General features: G+C 51.2%; 17 protein-coding genes and 2 pseudogenes. 14 read left to right on the forward strand and 5 right to left on the reverse strand.

Going from position 1 to position 20304, the window contains the following annotated elements; translation table 11 throughout:
* Positions 1-309 precede the first annotated feature (309 nt).
* The 7 genes and pseudogenes from NH461_RS04330 (at position 310) to NH461_RS04360 (ending at position 7597) form a co-directional block, all read left to right on the forward strand.
* Positions 310-858, forward strand: coding sequence for a spore coat U domain-containing protein (locus tag NH461_RS04330; RefSeq protein ID WP_261602033.1), 549 nt, complete (start codon positions 310-312; stop codon positions 856-858).
* A 4-nt stretch (positions 859-862) separates the two neighbouring features.
* Positions 863-1390 carry a spore coat U domain-containing protein gene (locus NH461_RS04335; protein WP_261602034.1) on the forward strand — a complete coding sequence of 176 codons (528 nt, stop codon included), beginning with the start codon at positions 863-865 and terminating at the stop codon, positions 1388-1390.
* Positions 1384-2172, forward strand: a complete 789-nt coding sequence (locus tag NH461_RS04340; protein WP_261602035.1) for a molecular chaperone — start codon at positions 1384-1386, stop codon at positions 2170-2172. The genes NH461_RS04335 and NH461_RS04340 overlap by 7 nt, the downstream gene beginning before the upstream one ends.
* Positions 2173-2911: 739 nt before the next feature.
* Positions 2912-3745: pseudogene (locus NH461_RS25790) on the forward strand (fimbria/pilus outer membrane usher protein); the annotation flags it as partial.
* A 110-nt stretch (positions 3746-3855) separates the two neighbouring features.
* The gene (locus NH461_RS04350; protein ID WP_315903234.1) at positions 3856-4569 is read left to right on the forward strand and encodes a fimbria/pilus outer membrane usher protein; all 714 of its coding nucleotides are present in this window, start codon (positions 3856-3858) and stop codon (positions 4567-4569) included.
* Positions 4566-5537 carry a spore coat protein U domain-containing protein gene (locus NH461_RS04355; protein ID WP_261602038.1) on the forward strand — a complete coding sequence of 324 codons (972 nt, stop codon included), beginning with the start codon at positions 4566-4568 and terminating at the stop codon, positions 5535-5537. The genes NH461_RS04350 and NH461_RS04355 overlap by 4 nt, the downstream gene beginning before the upstream one ends.
* 479 nt (positions 5538-6016) lie before the next feature.
* The gene (locus NH461_RS04360) at positions 6017-7597 is read left to right on the forward strand and encodes a sensor domain-containing diguanylate cyclase (RefSeq protein ID WP_261602039.1); all 1581 of its coding nucleotides are present in this window, start codon (positions 6017-6019) and stop codon (positions 7595-7597) included.
* 141 nt (positions 7598-7738) lie between these two features.
* Here NH461_RS04360 and NH461_RS04365 read toward each other — a convergent pair whose 3' ends face one another.
* Entirely contained in the window at positions 7739-9052 is a 1314-nt protein-coding gene (locus NH461_RS04365) for a PAS domain-containing methyl-accepting chemotaxis protein (protein ID WP_261602040.1), read from the reverse strand.
* A gap of 384 nt (positions 9053-9436) precedes the next feature.
* Between NH461_RS04365 and NH461_RS04370 the strand changes: the two are divergent.
* Positions 9437-10045: pseudogene (locus tag NH461_RS04370) on the forward strand (ISAs1 family transposase); the annotation flags it as partial.
* 372 nt (positions 10046-10417) lie between these two features.
* Here the strand turns inward: NH461_RS04370 and NH461_RS04375 are convergent.
* On the reverse strand, positions 10418-11302 hold the full coding sequence (locus NH461_RS04375; protein WP_261602041.1) for a LysR family transcriptional regulator: 885 nt from the start codon (positions 11300-11302) through the stop codon (positions 10418-10420).
* A gap of 86 nt (positions 11303-11388) precedes the next feature.
* Here NH461_RS04375 and NH461_RS04380 point away from each other — a divergent pair, with 86 nt between their 5' ends.
* Positions 11389-11622 carry a hypothetical protein gene (locus NH461_RS04380; protein ID WP_261602042.1) on the forward strand — a complete coding sequence of 78 codons (234 nt, stop codon included), beginning with the start codon at positions 11389-11391 and terminating at the stop codon, positions 11620-11622.
* Positions 11623-11808: 186 nt separating this feature from the next.
* Here NH461_RS04380 and NH461_RS04385 read toward each other — a convergent pair whose 3' ends face one another.
* Complete coding sequence (locus NH461_RS04385; protein ID WP_261602043.1) at positions 11809-12930, reverse strand: multidrug effflux MFS transporter; 1122 nt, start codon at positions 12928-12930, stop codon at positions 11809-11811.
* A 99-nt stretch (positions 12931-13029) separates the two neighbouring features.
* Here NH461_RS04385 and NH461_RS04390 point away from each other — a divergent pair, with 99 nt between their 5' ends.
* Positions 13030-13827 (forward strand): AraC family transcriptional regulator, encoded by a 798-nt coding sequence (locus NH461_RS04390; protein WP_261602044.1) that lies wholly within the window; start codon positions 13030-13032, stop codon positions 13825-13827.
* 276 nt (positions 13828-14103) lie between these two features.
* Here the strand turns inward: NH461_RS04390 and NH461_RS04395 are convergent, their stop codons facing one another.
* Together NH461_RS04395 and NH461_RS04400 are read right to left on the reverse strand one after the other, a co-directional pair.
* Positions 14104-14661, reverse strand: a complete 558-nt coding sequence (locus NH461_RS04395) for a mechanosensitive ion channel family protein (RefSeq protein ID WP_261602045.1) — start codon at positions 14659-14661, stop codon at positions 14104-14106.
* Complete coding sequence (locus tag NH461_RS04400; RefSeq protein ID WP_261602046.1) at positions 14661-15596, reverse strand: CorA family divalent cation transporter; 936 nt, start codon at positions 15594-15596, stop codon at positions 14661-14663. Before NH461_RS04400 ends, NH461_RS04395 begins: the two co-directional genes overlap by 1 nt.
* Before the next feature lie 194 nt (positions 15597-15790).
* Between NH461_RS04400 and NH461_RS04405 the strand changes: the two genes are divergently transcribed.
* The 4 genes from NH461_RS04405 (at position 15791) to tyrS (ending at position 20103) form a co-directional block, all read left to right on the forward strand.
* Positions 15791-16897 carry an anhydro-N-acetylmuramic acid kinase gene (locus NH461_RS04405; RefSeq protein WP_261602047.1) on the forward strand — a complete coding sequence of 369 codons (1107 nt, stop codon included), beginning with the start codon at positions 15791-15793 and terminating at the stop codon, positions 16895-16897.
* A 32-nt stretch (positions 16898-16929) separates the two neighbouring features.
* Positions 16930-17862 (forward strand): N-acetylmuramic acid 6-phosphate etherase, encoded by a 933-nt coding sequence (gene murQ / locus NH461_RS04410; RefSeq protein WP_261602048.1) that lies wholly within the window; start codon positions 16930-16932, stop codon positions 17860-17862.
* A 26-nt stretch (positions 17863-17888) separates the two neighbouring features.
* Entirely contained in the window at positions 17889-18698 is an 810-nt protein-coding gene (locus tag NH461_RS04415; protein ID WP_261602049.1) for a helix-turn-helix transcriptional regulator, read from the forward strand.
* 97 nt (positions 18699-18795) lie between these two features.
* The gene (gene tyrS / locus NH461_RS04420; protein WP_261602050.1) at positions 18796-20103 is read left to right on the forward strand and encodes a tyrosine--tRNA ligase; all 1308 of its coding nucleotides are present in this window, start codon (positions 18796-18798) and stop codon (positions 20101-20103) included.
* Positions 20104-20304: the final 201 nt, after the last annotated feature.

Consider the following 20304-nt stretch of genomic DNA (forward strand, 5'->3'; position numbering starts at 1 on the left):
GGGGATCTGTTCAGCTCACACGTATTGTCGGTGGTGGGAACATGTATGAAACGAGGGTTTTCTGCGCTGGGTATCATCAGCGGCATCGTGATGGCGGTCATTCGAAAGCAGACCCACTCGGATTTTTTGGTCTCATTCCTGCCTAGTCAATCCCCTCTGGTGAAGGATTACATCGTCGCATGATTGCTGCTGCTATTTGTATAATAAAAATATGCACCATTGAGCATATGCGTTCTAAGATATGAAGGAAGGTTCATTTAAGTCATTCTATTCCCAACTTTTTTGGGCAACAAAGTAACGGAGTACACCATGACAAAAGCACTCGTTTTTTTTTCAGTAGCGCTAGGAGGACTGGCTTGGTCGTCTGCACCTTACAGTGCAACAGCCAGTGGGACAATTAATGTATCTATCACGCTGGAGACTGGATGCGTCGTGAATAGCCAGCATATGCTCAATGGTGATACGGGCGGGAATTTCGGAACGCTGGGCTTCGGGAGTGTACCGACTGTGTTTACCCAACAGGATGTCGCGGTGAATGGCGGTGGCGCTAATGGTATTTCGGTTGTCTGCTCGAGTGGAACCACGCCGCAGTTTTCGATCACGAGTGGGGCGAATGACGGCAGCGTTGATGGTGGCTCCCCGGGAAACCACGCCATGAAGAATGGCGCGAATGTAATCAACTACGCTATTTTTACGGATGCTGCCCGCACGAATCAGCTCGAGAATGGTGTCGCAGTCAATCTTGCCCCGTTTACAGATAATACCCCCCAGACAATTGAGCTCTATGGCCGGGCATATGGCAGTAGTAATGTGGCTGGAGCATATAGCGATACGCTTAATGTGACTTTGAGCTGGTAACCCTGTGTTCAAATCTGTATTGATCGCGGTTTTCATATTGGCCAGTAGGCACGGTTTGTTGCATGCGGCGACCAGCGATACGTTTCAAGTTTCTGCGACAATTGAGGACGGCTGCCTGGTGAATGGTGCTGTCGCCGACCCGGATCACGTGCTCGGCATCATCGCGACGATGGACTTTGGTAGCGTACCGGTAACACTTCCGACAGCTGTTTCGGCGTCGCTGATTTACCAGTCGACTTTTACACTCAGTTGCACGCCGGGCATCACGATGAATGTTTCGGTCAATGGCGGCACCAATCAAACCGATGGTAGTCGCCATCTCAAACACCAAAGTGAGCCAGAGTTGATTGCTTATCAGTTGTATCGGGATGCTGCCAAATCGCAGGCTCTTGCAATTGGGGTGGCTTATCCGGTCGATACGAGTTCGGATCCTGATGATATAAAAATATTCTTGTGGGGATTGGCCACAATCACAGGAAACGAGCCTGCGGGAACCTATTCTGATGCATTGACCCTGACGCTGTCGTGGTAACTGTTATCGGTGGAGAATATAAAATGCATGGTTTGTCGATAAAATGGGGAATGGTATTTTTTCTCTTGATGTGGCCTGTCATTTCGGCCGCAAACTCGTTGCTGATCTGGCCTATTTACCCGAAAATTCTGGCGAACCAAAAGGCGACTTCTGTTTGGATTGAAAATCGGGGAAGGAATACGGCTTTCTTACAAGTTCGTATTTTCCGTTGGGATCAACGTGACGGTCAGGATATTTTCGCCACGCAAACACAATTGCTTGCAACGCCTCCATTTGTTCAGATCCCTGCCGGTGAAAAACAGCTGATCCGTGTGATCGATCAGACACTGGAAAACCAGACTCAGGAGTATGCTTTTCGAGTACTGATCGACGAGCTTCCGCCCCTCCGGCCCCCGGGCCAGCCGGAAGATCAGCATTCGAGGATGGGGGTGAATATTCGAATGCGCTATTCCCTGCCTTTATTTGTGTACGGGAAAGGCTTCGCAGAGGCTGGGGCACAACGTATTGCTACACCCTCTTTGCAAGCCTGGCTTGTAACTGAAGCGGGGGAACACTACCTCCGGATCTGGAATCATGGCCGTTATCATGTTCGCCTTACCAATATGGATGTGAGCACAGATGAAAACTCTGCTCAGTTCAGCATCCCCGGCTTGGCTGGGTATATTCTTCCGAATCAGTATAGGCAATGGCCTATTTCATCTGTTGCATTTTCCGGTACCCGTTTGAGTTTCGAACTATATGGAACACGTTATACGATTCCACTCAATCGTGATGCTAGCTAGGTTCATTTCAGGGTGCTGGGTGCTTGTTCTTTTAGGGGGATGGGTCGCCACCGGATATACCAAAGAGCCAGTGCCTGATTTACAGGTTATTCCTTTGTCACCGGAAGTTTATTCCGAAGCATTGTTCAATACTATGACCTTGCAACTCGAATTGATTATCAACCAGAATCCGACTGGGGTGGTGACAACTGTAGAGCGTCAAGAGAATGTATTTGTTGTGCCGCGTCACAGCTTAATCAATGCCGGCCTGGTTGCCGAACATCTTCCTGAAGCGGCACTCGTGAATGTAACAGCATTGTCAGATGTGAGGGTGAACTATCTTCAGGCGTCACAGCAACTCGCTCTGGAAGTACCCACGAGTTGGCTGCCGGTACAGTTTTACTCAGCACACGAAAACAATCGGTATCTCCCGGCTAAATATGGCCGGGGAGGGCTGATCAATTATCGGCTTTTTGGTACGCGTAGTACTGACGGGCAGGAAGAGTTGTCACTTAGTCATGACTTCCGGGCATTTTCTGAGTGGGGAATCGTTTCGTCAACCGGCGTGTTCAAACATCAATGGCAAGAAGCTGATACTGATAAATCCCGGTTAGATAGTTATACCCGGTTTGACAGTCGGTATGAGTATGCAGATCAGGATCGTTTAGTGCGATGGGAAGTTGGGGATTTTATTACGCGACCGTTAGCCTGGACTCAGCCAGTACGCATGGCCGGGATCCAATTTTCACATGACTTCTCTATGCGGCCGGATATCGTAACGGCGCCGTTGCCTGCATTTTATGGCGCAGCTACTGCGCCAACAACATTGGAGTTATTTGTGAACGGACTTAAAACGGATGAGCTACAAGTTGAGGCTGGTCCGTACGTTATCAATAATATTCCGATGATATCCGGCGCCGGTGAAGCAACGGTGATTGCCACTGATATACAGGGGCGGCAAACTGTGATCACGACGCCGTTTTTTCTTGCTTCGCAGTTGTTGAAAGCTGGCTATGCCTCATACAACATCAGTGTGGGGGCAATGCGGGATAATTTTGGATTGAAATCCAACGACTATGCAGACGGTGCTTTAACGGGAGCTTGGCGGTATGGTTTGTCGGACTCCCTGACACTTGAGTTACAAACTGAGGCCTCTGATGATCTCTTGGTATCCGGGAGCGGCTTGGTTGCCAGTATTTTTCGTCTTGGAACTTTAGATACAGCAGTACGAGTCAGCCGATATCAGCAACGCAGTGGTTACGCATGGTCTGCTGGTTATAGTTATCAGGCGCAGGGAATGAATATCAGTCTGCGAACACAACGGGAAGCAGCGGTATTTACGGATTTGTCGCAAGTCAATGTACACCCTTCTATGCCCAGTGATTCTCAGAGCCGGGTCACTCAGGCTACATTCGGTATGAGCCTGGGAGCGTTCGGTTCACTTTCAGGGGGATATTTTGATATCGATCAGAATGATTCGCGCTCGCGAAATGTCAACCTGACATACAGTTATACTTTACCTTTCCAGATCAATATGTCTGTATCGGCTAATCAGGAGATTGGTGGCGATACGGTAGCCCTTGCTCAGTTTACACTGCCGCTCGGGCCTGAAACCGGCAATATCGGATTATCCCTGAAGCGGGAAAATGAGGGCAGGGTGGCTGGTCGTGTCAGCTATAGTCGACATGCTCCCATTGATGGCGGGTGGGGGGAAGCATTTCCCATGATTTCAATGAACAGCCTACAAACCGTGGTCAGTTTGATCTCACCTATCGTGCGCCATGGGCGCAGTTGCGCGGAGGCTTGTCCGGGACTGCCGGGTCGTATAATCATTTTGCTGAGATCGATGGTGCACTGGCTGTAATGGATAACCAGTGGTTCGCAGCCAACCAGGTTAATGACAGCTTCGTGGTGGTTAGCACTGATGGTTTTGAGGGAGTGCCGGTAAAATATGAGAATCAAGTCGTGGGACATACAAATGGCAGTGGCTATTTCCTCGTTCCCTGGTCAACCGCATATTACACCGCAAAGTATGCGATCGATCCGTTGGGGCTACCGGCGAATGCGCAAATGCCGGAGATCGAGCAATTTGCCTCCGTTCATGCCGGTTACGGTTATTTACTGCGTTTTCCTATTCGGCTGCAGGTCGCACTGAGTCTGACCGTGACCGATTCGCTGGACCAGTATTTGCCGCTGGGTACCTATGGTGTGAGCGAATCGGGCCTCAGCGGTCAGATTGGTTGGGATGGGATGGTCTATTTTGAAGGCATTGAACCAGGTCGTTTTGTTACGTTTTATCCGGTAGGGTCATTACCATGCCGTGTCTGGACCGAGGGAATGTACACGCGCGATGTTGAAGGAATACAAACCTTGGGCTCCCTGCGTTGTTATCCGCTCAACCAAGGAAGCCAACCATGAGAACTATGTTCCTCTGTCTGATATTACTTCAGCTCAGCTTTCTGTCACCAGTCCTCGCCTGTACATTAACAGCCTCGTCACCGTTAGCACAATTTGGTTCGGCATCGTCATTCACCGTAAAATCCGCCCCGCAACAAACATCTGCCCAACCACATGCCGGCTTGTCTTGCGATTTCTCTAAGCTCTTGTCGGTGCTAAGCGGTGATCGGATTTCAGTGACTTTGGTCAGCGCCGCCAGCGGGCAGTTAACGACTGCAAGTGATCCAGGCTCAGTGATCGACTATCAAGTTTTTGGCAATCCGGATTTGACGTTTCAATATATTTTAGGCCAGACCTATAACTATTTTGAAACCGAATTGATTGATGTACTCGGATTATGGGGGGGGACAGCCGAGTTTCCGCTCTATATACGAACGCAAAACGGGAGTAATTTATCTGCCGGCCTCTATACCGACCAAATTACTGTTTTCTGGGACTGGGATTACTGCTCAGGAATTGGTGTTATGGGGGCTTGTTTGGGGCGAAGAAGTGGGACGGCACAGAGTCTCATCACCTTAGAACTGACAGTGACGTCTGATTGTGTCATTACGGCTCCGGATTTGAATTTTGGAACGGCACCTCTTGTCGCAGGCTTTGTACCTGTAAATCAGACAATTACCCTGACTTGTACCAAGGGGAGTGCGTACAGTATCGGCCTTGGAGATGGCGCTCATGTCAGTGGTAGCCAGCGACGAATGAGTTCAGGAACGGATTACTTGGCTTATGAAATCTATAAATCGGCAGGAAATGAGCGGTGGGGGAGTTTAGGGGGAGAGCGTCGTGAGCACACTGATGCGAACAACCGTAGCGGGCTCCCAGACGGTCTGACCCCCCAAGGATTTGACTATCGGGGGGTCATCTTGTCGGGCCAGGTTACCCCGCCCCCGGGAACTTACAGCGATAGTGTTATTGTTGATGTGCATTTTTAACGCTCAATAGGCGTTTATCATCATGGGTACGGTGACATAAAAAGCATAAAGTAACGACCAAGCTTTATCCCAAGCCCTCCCCTTCAAATTACTCAACAGTCTCTGTAAACAGCTCTAGATCTTACAGGAGCGGCTCACCACACCGAACTCCATCAGCACCCAGACTATTAGTTGAACCCCTGGATTACACGCCCCCAATTTTTCATTTAACCGGTACAGATGACGATCGATTTCAAACCTCCGTATTTCACTCATTGCTGTAGAGCCTGACTGATGCAACGGGGATACGTCGCTCGCCGCACCGCGAAGGCGGGAAGTGGTATGGGAAAACGACATGCTGCGGTTCAAAAAACAGATAACACAAACACTTTAATTGTTCATTTTGTCACCCACACACTTGCATCAGGAGCAGCACTCGACTAGATTGGCCCGGTAATTCCCTCCAGCCTTTTCCACGACCGACCAAGGTATCACCTTTTATGGCGCAATCCCCGACGTTGAAAGTTGATCTACGTAAATTGATTCTATTACTGACCGTTGTCAGCGTATTCGTCACGATGAGTAATTCGTTTTACTCTATTTATAAAGTCCAGCGTGACCTGCTGATCAAAAAAACGATGGAATCCAACCAGGTTTACGCGCGGAAAATGGCGGAAACGACGGACACCTTCATTGAATCGGCCCAGGAACAACTAGCCTTTAGCGCTCACCGATTAAGTTCATTGATGCAGGACGAATCGCAGCTAATGGCGGAGACTGATCGGCTGCGCCGGCAAACCAAAACCTTCAACTCCGTGGTCATTGTAAACGCAACGGGAAAAATTGTTGCCGTATCTCCGGAAACCCTGCAAATCAAAGGGATCCGCCTGAGTACAGAAAACTCAATGCAGTCTTTACAAGCCAAGCGGCCTCTGGTGACCGATCCCTTCGTTTCACCTGCAGGAAACTACCTCATCAGTATTTCCCACCCTATTTTTTCTGTGCAGGGGAAATACCTGGGTTATATCTCTGGAAGCATTTACCTGGAAAAGAAAAATATCTTGTCTGATGTTTTAGGCAAGCACAGTTACCAGGACGGCTCTTATCTATATGTTGTTGATCGCAATAAAACGCTGATTTATCACCCGGAACAATCCAGGATCGGAGAAGTGATTGACAATAACGATGCCATCAATTACGTACTCTCCGGCAATCAAGGCTCAATGAATATGATGAACTCTTTAGGCATCGACATGTTAGCCGGATTCTCGCCTGTTGAGCGTACCGGATGGGGGATTGTTGCCCAACGGCCGAAAGTCAGTACACTTTCCGAGCTGGACGAGCAAATGATGGCGGTGTTTGTCACGACCATTCCGGTCGGACTCCTGACCCTTGCTGGGATCTGGATCTCAGCCATCTTTATTTCACGGCCCCTCTGGCAATTGGCCCGGGAAGTGAAAACACTGGATCATAGCGATACTGTTGAGCACATTCAGGATATCCGCTCCTGGTACTTTGAAGCAGCACAACTGAAAGCCGCGATCACCAAATGCCTGGATATGATGGCACGAAAGATCAGCCAATTAGATGCCGACAGCCATACCGACCCGTTAACCAACCTTTTTAACCGGCGCGGAATGCTGAAGGCCTTAGATGCTTTCAGTGACAATCATCAGGCCTTTTCCGTGATGGCCTTAGATATCGATCGATTCAAACAGGTCAACGATACCTATGGTCATGATGTGGGAGATAGGGTGATAGCCACCGTTGCCGAGCTGATGCGATCTCATGCCAGGCAAGGAGATGTCCTGTGTCGCTCGGGTGGTGAAGAATTTCTCATTTTTCTCACCGACACCGACCTTGAGCACACGTTTAAGGTTGCTGAACGCCTAAGGGAAGCCATCTCAGCTTATGAGATTCCTTCCGTAGGAAAAATCACAGTATCTATCGGGATTGCGCATTGTACGGGGGAACACGCCCATGTTCATGATTCCATCAAACGGGCAGACAGCGCCCTGTATGCGGCTAAATCCAACGGACGAAACCGCACCGTGCGCAGTGATGAAAAGTTGCTTGTCTAGCGGTCAGTTATGGCAGAAACATGAGTTGCTCCTGTCGCAACTCATGTTTGAATATTAACGCATGGGTGACTTGTCAGTTCAGGCTACATTCTTAAACGAGAATAGGGAGTTGACTAAGTCAACCAGGGGCAGCTTTCATGACTAAAGCTGCTTAGCAAAACTCCCTACAGCCTCGTCAACCTTTTCAGCTCCCAAGCGAATATCATTCATCACCTGCCCGGCTTCGTTTGAAAGCTGAAGGGCCTCTGATGCCTGTAATAAACTTTGCTTGATTAAAGTCACGGCATTTTCCGTTAATGACAAGTTTTCTGACACCACAGCCACAATTTCTTCGGTGGTCTGGCTAGTTCGCGACGCTAACTGACGCACTTCATCAGCCACCACGGCAAACCCCCGCCCCTGATCACCTGCCCTGGCGGCTTCAATTGCTGCATTCAGTGCCAGAAGATTCGTTTGGCCAGCAATACCATCAATGCTGGTTACCAAGTCATTGATTTTTTGCGACTGGGTATTTAAAGCCTGAATTCCCTCGTTCGCCCGAGTCATTTGTGATGCCAACTCTTCAACCTTATGAATTGTCGCCTCGATGACTTCCATCCCTTGGGATGTCTGTAGCCCCGTTTCTGTCGAGACTTCATGCGCTATTCCTGCCGCCTCAGCAATTACATTTTCACGCACGACTTGGTCTGTAATCACCGTGGCAAACTTCACGACCTTATACAGTTCACCATGGGCGTTATAAATCGGATTGTACGAGGCTTCCAGCCAAACTGTATTCCCGTAGCTGTCAATACGCTTAAAACGATCTGAAACAAATTCACCTCGGCCCAATTTCTGCCAGAAAGCTTCATAAGCCAGGGATTTTGCATCTGAAGTCTCACAAAACATCCGGTGATGCTGGCCAATAATCTGAGATTTTTGATACCCCATAGAGGCCAAAAAGTTCTCATTCGCATCGACAATAGTCCCGTCCAGGTTAAACTCAATTACAGCAGTCGAACGATGCAGCGCCTTAATCAAATCTTCCTGTTCACGGGAAGTTGTAATCGTTCTGGTCAACTCTGAAGCATAAATATGAATATGACGAATAATTGCATCAGATTCCACGATTGGCTGGAGAATCGCCCTTAACCAAGCGACATCTCCATTATTCTTTCTAACTTCGATGGCACCGTTCCAATGATGCCCCTTCTTGATTGCTTCCGCCATCCGCTGACAGTGCAAGGTATTCCGGGATTTTTCAGGCACTAAATCCGTAATATGCTTTCCCTGAATGACCATCTCATCCAATTGAGTTTCTTGTTGGAATAAAGAGTTTGCAGAAAGGATCACCCCGTGACTATCTAGGGTTAAACGTAACATACTCGACTCTAGACTCGATTTCACTTGCGATAAGACATTTAACTCGTTTTTCAGTTTTTGATGTTCTTGCTGCGCCGATCTATTAAAAAACATATGGTGTCTCTTCTGAGGTTTAAGCATCAAGAAAAACGTAACCATAACGTATTTTTTGCACTACACAAAGTTCAGGTGGAGACAATCAACGCATTTTAATAAATTATAGCCGACTGATAGTGCAGGTTTGGCAAATACACGTCATAACACCGACAGATTAAATACAGCAAATGTTCAATCCGCAAGCAACGCAGTAGTGCAACGAATATGCGGCTGGACAAAGGATATGAGATATTATTGCTCGGAAGTATTTCCTGGGCTGGACAGCCAGGCGGCGATCAGTCGGTGAGAGGATAATATAGGCGTTCGAATAACCTCCAGAAACCCCGAACGTATCACGTCTGACAAATAAGCCGCGATAATATATGCTTTACCCATTACGCCTGCCAGACCAACATCGCCTCAACCATCATTGATAAAGGTGGTGATTATTTACTTGCAGTTGAAGGTAACCAGGAAACACTGGCTAAAGCTGTACGTCAGGCGTTGTCTGCGAAGACTTCGATTCAGAGCGCCCCTGAAAATGTCACGGTGGAGCAAAGCCACGGACGAATCGAAGCCCGAGAATATCATGTACTACCTGCTGGTGAGTTGGTACAACAGTTTCCTGATTGGAAAGGGCTCAACAGCATCGGCGTTAACATTGGTTATCACATTGATAAATCAGGTAAAGAGTCACTCGAATATCGCTATTACATCAGCTCAGCTGAGTTGGAGAAAGAGCGTTTTGCCACCGCTGTGCGTGGCCACTGGGGAATTGAAAACAGCCTGCACTGGGTACTTGATGCATCAATGAACGATAATGCTTGTCAGATTTATCGCGGAGATGCAGCTGAGATCATGGCCTGTTTTCGGCACATTGCACTGAACATGTTGCGAGCCGAAACCTCGAAAAAGGCTAGTATCCGACGTAAACAGAACATTGCAGCGATGAATTCCGCTTATCTGGACAAGGTGTTACTGGCTGGTTTTAAGGCGGCGCTCAAAAAATGAGCATTCATGCTCTCGCCCTGTCCCAAAAGCCATCACTGATGTCGATGGACTCTTCTATACTTCCATGTTTATTCAAAGCTATTCCTTGCTGTTTTATTGTCCAGATAAATTAAAATCAGAAACTCAATTGACATGATTGTCCTCTGAGTGATGATGAGTTTTATATTTTTTTGATTTTACGCTGGTCTGACAAGCAATAATTTCTGACGTACGGTTAAGATAAACTTAACTGTGGATCGCCACTCACACGGTAGACACTCATCTGGCGTTTGCTATCTGTACCGCCAGTTAACATCGTTAATTCATCTTACTTGTTAATCGCATCTCTGTCGTTCAGGGGCTTTGTGAGTGGCCTCGTTGCTTGCCTTAAACTTACTCGGCCCCAGCACCTACTTGTATGCTCGCGGCTTGAACATACTCAATAAACAAATCAACTGATTTGGAGGTTCTGGCCGGGTTCCAGACCATATGAATATCCCAGCGGGTCTCTTCTGCAAACGGGATGAGTTTGATGGCGTCATAAATGCCGAGAATAGACTTCTTCGGGAGAATCGCCACGCCGGCATTGGAGAGGATTAAGGTGATAATAGTTTGAATGTCAGCAGAGATATTGGTGATGTTATGTGATCTGTCTTTCAGTAAGGCCATGGTTTTGATATTCATCATGGATTTACTGTGATTGCTCATCATCAATAAATTGAAATTCTCCAGATAGAAATCAATCTGATCTTCAGTATAGAGATCTTTGGATACGGCCAGCACAAATTCATCGCTGGAAATCGGCATGCTGTGGAGAACTTTAGATTTCGGTTGCCGCATAAATCCAATATCTAAAGAGCCGGAAAGTAATTGTTCCTCCTGCTCAAAAGAACAGATATCCGAGAGTGAAATGGAAATATTTTTATACTTGTTCTTAAATTCTCGAATATAACCCGGCAGGAAATCATTACTCGATTTTCCGAAACCAATCGATAAGCTGGCGAAATGATTCTGGGCGACACTTAAAATATGATCGTTTGTTTTCTGGATGTGCCGATTTAAGGCAATGATCTCATCGATGATCAGCTTCCCTGTATCGGAGAGTGTCGCCCCCTGATTATCCCGGATGAATAGCTCAATGTCGTAGGTTTCCTCAACATTCTTGATTTGCTTGGACAGTGCCGGTTGTGAAATGCAAAGGATTTCGGCGGCGACTCTGAAGTTCTGGACTCTGGCCAGGGTTTCAACGGAATGCAAATACTTGGGATTGATCTTCATAACTTTTGGTTATCACCCTTCAATAAAAGTCACTAGGCACTATAGCATAACAGTGGATAATTCCAATTTGTCATATTGAGTTGGAGGTGTTTGAGATGCAGTTCTGTGTTTTAGCAAAAGAAGATGTATTTATTTTTGAAGATATTCATACCGAGTGTTCATCGGAAATTATATTGAGCTTATTAAAGCAGGGTTTTATTTACCTGCCGGTGTCCATTGAGGCCAATAATGCAGAAAACGCCCGCGTTTGTTTTCACAACCGATATCAATGGGCCGATCTGACGCAGGCATTTCAATCTAAACAGGTGTTGCGGTGCTAAGGGGATCTTAAAACTCGGTGAGATTTGACTTGATTGATCACTCGGGTGGCAGTGTGACCAAGTCCATGATTCACCCATCATGGGCGGCATGGCGTGAGTCATGCGAACCTTTTTCTGGAGAGCACGTCATCAAACGCACCGTCGATGCTGGGGCGTTTGATGGGTGCCATGTGACCCCCTTTCGTTTTATACCCGGCGCGAGAGGGTGATTGCCACGATGCCAATGCCACAGGCGATCAGGACGGTGCCGAGGTTCTGAGCCGCACCCGCCAGACCCAGGCCACTCCCAATCAGCAGATAATACATCAGTCCGAATAGGGCGCCGGCACTGCCTGCTTGCTGTTTGTAATGGTTCAATGCCATGCTGAGTACATTGGGGATCGCAATGCCGAATGCCATCACGACCATCATCATCGGGGCGAGAAACCCAATCGAAGTTAACATGGCATCCACACCGACAGCACCCAGCGTAAATAACATGGCGGCGACTTGTAATAACCGGGGCTGCGATACATTTTTCGCCAGCAGGTATTTGTTGAGGTAACTGCCCAGCAGCGAGCCCAGCCCCAGCACAACGCCGCTGTAACCGAATTGTTCCGGCGTGAAGCCAAGCGCTGCCAACTGAAATCCGCCCAGCTGGTAATAAGAAAACAGGGCGATGTTGTATAACGCCACGATCAGGGCAGATTGCCAAATGTGCCCATCTTTCAGCATTCGAGCACTGAGAGAGCCGAGCTTGAACGGCTGCTTGGTGGTTTGGGTTTCAGGCAACCGAAAGAAGTTATAGCAGAATAAACCAAGGGCCATCGCAAAGAGCGCGAAGAACACATAGGTGTGGCCGCCGGCTTGGGAGAGCTGGCCGCCCAGGAACATGCCGATCACTGGACTGATGGCGATCCCCAATCCCATGACACTGAACACTTTGCCGAGGGCTGCGCCATCGAATGCGTCACGCAGCATGGTTTGGGTGACCACAGAGCCGACCGCAATGCCGAAAGCACTCAAAGCGCGAGCCATCATCAGTACGGCGAAGCTTTCCGTTTGCATGGCGACAAATGCCGCCCATCCGTAGATCACCAGGCCCAGCAGCATGGTTGGCCGTCGGCCTAATTGATCCGCCAGAACGCCCCAGACGGCAACGCCAACAGCGAAAGCTGAAAAGTACACCGATAATGTTTGCGCGGCCTGTGTTTCAGAGACGGCGAATGATTGTGCAATTGAACCTAAAGCCGGGCTGTAGATGGTCTCGACAATCTGCGGAAACATCAACATGAGCACCATCAGCCACAGAGAGGGTTGAGTCTTCATTGTTTTTTCTCATCATGCTTGAACTTGGCGCGCAGTGTATACTGGCGTTTGTCAGGCAGGTTAACGATATTCAGACTCAAAACATCAAGATTCGGACAAATGGCGATTATTACTCAACAGACAGTGTTTGATGCGGATGCCTTGGCGGCGAGCGTGATTGGGATCGCTGCCGATGTCGGTCAGCATGACTCGGGGGTCCACCAGCACCGGAAAGGTCAACTCCTGTATGCGCCGCAAGGGTGCATGACTTTTGTGCTGGACGATGCCCTGTGTCTCTTGCCGCCGACCAAGGCGGTCTGGATCCCGCCTCACACTTCACATCGGGCCGTAATGACCAATGTTGTCGCTTACCGTTCTCTTTACTTCGATGCTGCGGTGTCCGAGGGGCCCGATGCGGTGACAATGATTGAGGTCGATGCGTTGCTCAAGGCCTTGATTGATAAAATGGCGTTCTGGCCCTGGGATAAAGCGGAAGGGGAGATGACCAATACCGTGGCGCTGTTCTGGGAAGAGTTTTTTGCCGCGAAACGTCATTTTTACCAGTTGCCGTTGCCGTCAGATCCCCGGCTTAACCAGTTCCGGATGCAAATGATGCAGGAGGCGTTCTTAGCGCCGCCGGCTGCCGACTTGGCGCAAGCGGTTGGGCTAAGCACCAAAACCGTCACCCGGCTGTTCAAAGTCGATACCGGCATGTCTTATCAGGCGTGGCGGCAGCAATGGCGTGTGCTCAAAGCCATTGAACTGTTGTCTGCCGGGATGCTGGTCGCGGATGTGAGTGCCTGGCTGGAGTTTTCATCCGACAGCGCGTTCATTGCCTTCTTTAAACAGCAAACCGGGCAAACGCCGTTGAATTTTATCAAGTCCGCAGCGGTTACGGACGAAGGCATCGCTCGTTGAGCCCCGCACCGTTTTCCCGGCAACCTGCGGGTTGATATGCTGAAACCGGCACAATCTTGATGCTTCAGGCATTCATCGTCCGTGGCGACTTGTCACAATCTCAATATTCTGAGGTTGAAACGACGGCCCTCGCCATCGAGATCGCCCTTGATCAAGGCTAAGAAGGGAAACAGAAGCGAGCCTGCGGCTGCACGGCGGGCTCGCTTCCTGTAAATAGACCGGGACTGATCCATATCGGCATCAACAAGACGGGCTGTGACCAGCAATCCCGGCAGGTTACGACTGCTGCTCGACCAGTGCTTCTTCCGGCTTTGGCTTTTTTTCCGCCAGGATTTTGATCACGCCTTTTTGCAGGATCAGGTTGTTCGGGTAAGTGATGATATTGCCGCTCTCGTGGCGGAGGATCACGTGGAACATGGTAATTTCAATGATCACGCCGCTGATATCTTCGTCCTTGTCTGAGACTTTAACTTTGTCGCCGATACGGTAGGGAAACACGAAGAAAATCAGCACGCTGGCGGTAAGGTTGCTGAGAATCGACCACTGCGCGAACAGGGCAACCCCCAAGACCGCGAAAATCGAGGACAGGAACAGGGATATATCCCCGAAGCCTAAATCGAGAATAATGGTAAAAATCGCGATAAACATCAGGAACGCCGACGCATTGAAACACTTCAGCACAAACTGGGTGCGCTTGAGTGTCACGCGCTTGTTTTCAGCCAGCGTTTCGATCCACTTTCGGCCAATGCGCCGGATGGCGACATAAGCCAGAATTAACAGCAGCCCCAGGGCAATCTGCTTGACGAGCATGTTGGACTGAAGAAACTCAATCATCAAATAAACCTTAATTTTTTCAGAATAATCACTTCAAGGGCCACCACAATCAGGAGGCCGATACAGAACACCGTAAATGCGACCGGGTTTTCAACGCCGGGGATCCCGCCGATGTTCACGCCGAGTAGTCCCGTAAAGAAACCGGCAGGCAGGAAAATACCTGCAATCACCGAAAACAGATAGGTATTTCTGTTCATCATCTCGGCTTGCTGCTGATTAACGTTCGCGAGGTAGAGGTTGATTTGGTCGATGTAGAACTCAATCGATTCATTGAGCCGCGCGATGGTGTCGAGGCAGTTCTTAAAATGGTTTTTCTGAGCGCTCAGCGCCGGGATATCCGCATGCAGCAGATCATCAAACACGTAGCGTTGCGGCTTGAGGTAACGGCGAAGCCGGAGCAGCCGGGAATGCAGGGCATGCAGGGCTTTGACATCGACCTGGGTGTCGATATCCAAATCATCAATTCGCGTTTCCACCGGAGCCAGGAAATCAGAGATAATGCCGCTGATCCCGTTTGAAATCTCGACCAGCAAGGACGGCAGGCTGTCCGGACCGGCACCATCTTCAAGCTGTTTGACCAAATTGGACACCGCGCGCGAGGACAGTTTACGGGTGGAAATCAGTGCGCCCTTGTACCAGAGGATGCGCAGGCTCAGCATGTCATCCGGCGCCGAACCTTCATTGAGGTTGATACAGCGCAGGATCATCAAAAAACAGTCGTGGTTGAACTGTTCAAACCGGGGCCGGGTATCATCCGTGAGCAGGGAGTCAATAATCGCATCCGGCAGGGCTTGTGCTTCCAGCCAGTCCCGTAAACCAGCGGCGTCGCGTTGGCAGTGGTACCAGTGACCCGAACGAATTTCCCGGGCTTCCGGCGGGTTTGGTTGCGCCGTGCCCGAGGTGAAATCCCAGCTGGAAATCATAAAGCCGTCCATGCGGTATCTCCTTATGCAAGTGAATGTGTTATTAACCATCCAAAGCGCACGTATTGCAACGTTTTTCGGCCGTGTATTTGGATGGTCATCATTCAATTACCGGGTCATTCTGGGGTACTATGCCCACTGGACGTGCGACGGCAAGAATGCGCTCACGTGACACACAAACATTGGAACGGACGGCAGGAGGAATCATGGCGCAGGAGCTTTATATCGGCGTGATGTCGGGCACCAGTATGGATGGGGTCGATACCGCGCTGGTCGCGATTGAAGGGGAGCGCATTGCGTTACTGGCCAGTGACGATTTTCCGATGCCGGCCGCGTTGAAACAGCAACTGCTGGACATTTGTCTCGGCCAGCAAACCAGCCTGGTTGAAATCGGCCGGTTGGATCATCTGCTGGGCCATCTGTTTGCCGATGCGGTGAATGCCTTGCTGGCGAAATCCGGCTACCAGCCTTCCCAAATCCGGGCGATTGGTAACCACGGCCAGACCGTGTTCCATCAGCCGACCGGTGACACGCCGTTTACCATGCAGCTCGGCGATGCCAATATCATTGCTGCCAAAACCGGGATTGATACCGTGGCTGATTTTCGCCGCAAAGATATGGCGCTGGGCGGTCAGGGTGCGCCGCTGGTGCCTGCGTTTCACAAAACAATTTTTCATTCCACCGACTCAAGTGTGGTGGTGCTTAACATCGGCGGGATTGCCAATATCTCGGTGATTTGCCCGGATGCGCCGGTGTTGGGATACGATACCGGCCCCGGCAATATGCTGATGGACGCCTGGTGTTATGAGCATACCGGCGAGAAGTTTGACCGGGACGCAGCCTTTGCCCGTCAGGGCGAGGTGAATCTGCCGCTGCTGGCCAAACTGATGCAAGAGCCGTATTTTGAGCTGTCGCCGCCGAAAAGCACCGGCCGGGAGCTGTTTAACTTGCCCTGGCTGATGGCGCAGTTAGCAGACATGCACGTGTCGGCGGCTGATGTTCAACGCACTTTGTGTGAATTTACCGCCGTCACCATTGCCAATGAGGTGCGCCGTCATCAGACCGGCCCGAAGCCGGAGCTGCTGGTCTGCGGCGGTGGGGCACGCAATCCGCTGTTGATGGCGCGGTTAGCCCAGCTGTTGGACGACTGGCAGGTCGCTCCGACCAGTGCCAAAGGCGTGGACCATGATTATATGGAAGCGATGGCGTTTGCCTGGCTGGCACAGCGTCGGCTTCATCATTTACCTAGCAATTTACCCGAGGTGACCGGTGCCAGTCGGCTGGCCTCTCTGGGTGTTGTTTATTATGCGTAGCCGTGTTGATACGACGGCGTGAAAGGACAGATATGACTCACGATACATTGCTCGCCGATCTTGCCAAACTGGTGTCTGAAGGGCGAAACCCGGACACCATGGATATCGATCTGCTGCCTGCATTGGAGATCGTCAAGCGGATGAACCTGCAGGATCAGCAGGTGCCGCTGGCGGTCGAAAAAGTGCTGCCGGAGATTGCGCAAGCGGTCGATCAAATCACCGCAGCGTTCGAGCGCGGTGGGCGACTGGTCTATATGGGCGCGGGCACCAGTGGCCGGTTGGGCGTGCTGGATGCCTCGGAGTGCCCGCCAACATTCGGGGTGTCGGATCAGATGGTAGTCGGCCTGATTGCCGGTGGACCGGAAGCGATCCTGAAAGCCAAGGAAGGAGCGGAAGACTCGCCGGAACTGGGCGTCGCCGATCTGAAAAGTATTCAGTTCAGCGCGCAGGATGTGCTGGTCGGGATTGCAGCCAGCGGGCGGACCCCTTATGTGATTGGCGGGCTGAATTATGCCAATGAGCTCGGTGCAACCACGGTGTCGCTTTCGTGCAACCCGGACTCCGCGATTGCCGAGATCGCGCAGATCGCCATCAGCCCGGTGGTCGGCCCGGAAGCCCTGACCGGCTCGACCCGGCTCAAGTCCGGCACCGCGCAAAAGCTGGTGCTCAATATGCTGACCACGGCCAGTATGATCCGTCTTGGCAAAAGCTATCAAAACCTGATGGTGGATGTGAAAGCGACCAATGAGAAGCTGGTGGCCCGTGCGGTACGGATTGTGATGCAGGCGACCGACTGTGAACAGGCGCTGGCGGCCGCCACGCTGGCGCAAACGGCAAATGATGTGAAGCTGGCGATTTTGATGATCTTGACCGGATTGGATCGGGACGCGGCCCGGCAGCAACTGGCGCAGCAGCAAGGCTTTTTGCGTCGCGCAGTGGAAGCACAGGCGACGGATGAAGATTAAAGCCCGCACAGGCGGCGGAGGCTTTGATGCTGAATCCCGCTGAAACCGCCTCCCCTGCCTTGGATGCGACGGCCGGAGCCATTGCGGCGCTGCGCATGCCGCAGTTTACGGCGCAGTTTGTTGCCTTGCTGTCGCAGCTGATTGATTTCGACTGTGTCGTGATCCTCGGCTACCGGCAGGGCAAACATCCCATTTATCTCTATGATTCGATTCAGCGTCGTCGGGAGTTACTGTTTCAGCGTTACCTGACCGATTCATTTTTGCAGGACCCGTTTTATCTGGCGCTGACCCAAGGCGCCGAAGAGGGCGTCTACAGTCTGAGCGAGGTTTCCCGGCGGATCAGACAGTCGCCGGATTACCGGCAGCAGTTTTATGATCAAACCGGCTGGGAAGATGAAGTCAGCCTCTCGGTCCGGTTGGACCCGACACGCTGGATTGTGGTCTATCTGGGCTATCTTGATCGGCCACTGCGCGCGGCATCGCCAACGCAGCTTGCCGCGTTGAAACAGCACTATGGTGTGTTGCGGGCGTTGTGCGTGCAGCACTGGCAACCGGCTGATTTCAGTCTGGCCCAGCCGCCGGGCGAACAGGCGGTGATGCGCCTTGCCGTCGATCAGGCGCTTGCCAGCTTCGGCCAGTCGTTGCTGACGGCGCGAGAGCAACAGGTGACGGCGCTGCTGGTCCAGGGGCTGGATTCGCGGGAAATTGCCGAGGCGTTGGACATTGGGATCGGCACGGTCAAGAACCACCGCAAGCGAATTTATGCCCAGCTTAAGGTCTCCTCCCTCAGCGAACTGTTTCAATTGTTCCTCAATCACCTGATTGCGGCGACCTGATCGGCAACCAAGTCGCCGATCTGTCCCTTTAGGGATATCGTCCTGGCCGCTGCCCTTCTTTACGCTTGCTGATTCATCCATGAAGAGCAAGCAATCCATGACTTCTGAACTACTCCAAGACCTGAACTGCCGGGGCCTGATCGCCCAGAGCACCCATCCGCAATTATTGGCCGAGACATTGCAGTCACCTCTGGCGGTCTATTGCGGCTTTGACCCGACTGCGGGCAGCCTGCATATCGGTCATCTGGTGCCGTTGCTCATGCTCAAGCGTTTTCAGGATGCGGGGCACCGGGCCATCGCCCTCGTAGGTGGGGCTACCGGAATGATTGGCGATCCGAGCTTCAAAGCGGCTGAGCGAAGCCTGAACGAAAGTTCGACCGTGGCGCAATGGGTGGCGGATTTGAGCGGGCAAATCGAGCGGCTGATGACGCCGCATTTGGATACGCCGCTGACGCTGGTAAATAACGCCGACTGGCTGGGACCGTTGGATGTGATCACTTTTTTCCGCGAGGTCGGTAAGCACTTCTCGGTCAATGCGATGGTGAACAAGGAGTCGGTCAGGCAGCGACTGGCGCGCCCGGATCAGGGGATCTCATTTACCGAGTTCAGCTACAGCCTGCTGCAAGCTTATGACTTCACGCAACTGAATCAGCGATTCGGTTGCCGTTTGCAAATCGGCGGCAACGATCAGTGGGGCAATATTGTCAGCGGGATCGATCTGACCCGGCGACTGAACCAAGCGCAGGTGTTCGGCCTGACGTTGCCGCTGATCACCAAATCAGACGGGACCAAATTTGGAAAAACCGAAAGTGGCGCGATTTGGCTGGATGCTGAGAAGACCTCGCCGTATGCCTTCTACCAGTTCTGGCTTAATACGGCCGATGCCGATGTGTATCGTTTCCTGCGTTACTACACCTTTCTTTCGTGTGAGCAGATAGAGGCCATTGAAACGGCCGATCGCGCCGGGAGTGGCAAACCGCAGGCCCAGCGGGTGCTGGCAGAGGCGCTGACCTGCTTTGTCCATGGCAAAGCCGGGCTGTTGAGTGCGCAGCGGATCACCCGGGCGCTGTTTGGCGGCGAGGGCCACACCAGCGGCCATGTTCATTCGCTGACCCTGGCGGAACTGGACCAACTGGCACTGGACGGATTGCCGTGTACGGCGATCAAGATAGATCAGGACACGCCGCTGGATGTGCCGCAGCTGCTGATGACAGTGGAGCTGGCCAGCTCCAAGCGCGTGGCCAGAGAGCTGATCACCAGCGGGGCTGTGCGAATCAATGGCGAGCGGATTGCTGATGAGGTGATCTCACCGGGTCTGGCGCTGTTTGAACGCTACCTGGTGTTGCAGCGGGGGAAAAAGCAGTTTCACTTGTTCAGGCTCCAGGGCCCGTGTAATCAAGTGTAATGTACATTTGCGCGCAAAAATAAGAATTTATGTCATGTAGCTGTGCCGCGTGATTCACGGGCATGCTTCCGTGAGTGCGATGAAATGAGCATGTTTATCCCTCACGCGTTGTACCGCCGGGATTGTTGCTGAGGGTGGCAGCAATCCCGGCAACTATTCAGACAACCCTGTTGTGACAGGCGCTGCAACCCTGTGTGTTGT

Source organism: Photobacterium sp. TY1-4, from assembly GCF_025398175.1.
In the GTDB taxonomy this organism is placed as follows: domain Bacteria; phylum Pseudomonadota; class Gammaproteobacteria; order Enterobacterales; family Vibrionaceae; genus Photobacterium.

Bases quoted from the DNA above. Each gene is read 5' to 3' on its own strand.
- NH461_RS04390 (WP_261602044.1), top strand. From the start codon at position 13,030: ATGGCGATTATTACTCAACAGACAGTGTTTGATGCGGATGCCTTGGCG.
- NH461_RS04375 (WP_261602041.1), bottom strand. From the start codon at position 11,302: ATGAAGATCAATCCCAAGTATTTGCATTCCGTTGAAACCCTGGCCAGA.
- NH461_RS04395 (WP_261602045.1), bottom strand. From the start codon at position 14,661: ATGATTGAGTTTCTTCAGTCCAACATGCTCGTCAAGCAGATTGCCCTG.
- NH461_RS04330 (WP_261602033.1), top strand. From the start codon at position 310: ATGACAAAAGCACTCGTTTTTTTTTCAGTAGCGCTAGGAGGACTGGCT.
- murQ (WP_261602048.1), top strand. From the start codon at position 16,930: ATGACTCACGATACATTGCTCGCCGATCTTGCCAAACTGGTGTCTGAA.
- tyrS (WP_261602050.1), top strand. From the start codon at position 18,796: ATGACTTCTGAACTACTCCAAGACCTGAACTGCCGGGGCCTGATCGCC.
- NH461_RS04355 (WP_261602038.1), top strand. From the start codon at position 4,566: ATGAGAACTATGTTCCTCTGTCTGATATTACTTCAGCTCAGCTTTCTG.
- NH461_RS04400 (WP_261602046.1), bottom strand. From the start codon at position 15,596: ATGGACGGCTTTATGATTTCCAGCTGGGATTTCACCTCGGGCACGGCG.
- NH461_RS04360 (WP_261602039.1), top strand. From the start codon at position 6,017: ATGGCGCAATCCCCGACGTTGAAAGTTGATCTACGTAAATTGATTCTA.
- NH461_RS04405 (WP_261602047.1), top strand. From the start codon at position 15,791: ATGGCGCAGGAGCTTTATATCGGCGTGATGTCGGGCACCAGTATGGAT.
- NH461_RS04365 (WP_261602040.1), bottom strand. From the start codon at position 9,052: ATGTTTTTTAATAGATCGGCGCAGCAAGAACATCAAAAACTGAAAAAC.
- NH461_RS04415 (WP_261602049.1), top strand. From the start codon at position 17,889: ATGCTGAATCCCGCTGAAACCGCCTCCCCTGCCTTGGATGCGACGGCC.
- NH461_RS04385 (WP_261602043.1), bottom strand. From the start codon at position 12,930: ATGAAGACTCAACCCTCTCTGTGGCTGATGGTGCTCATGTTGATGTTT.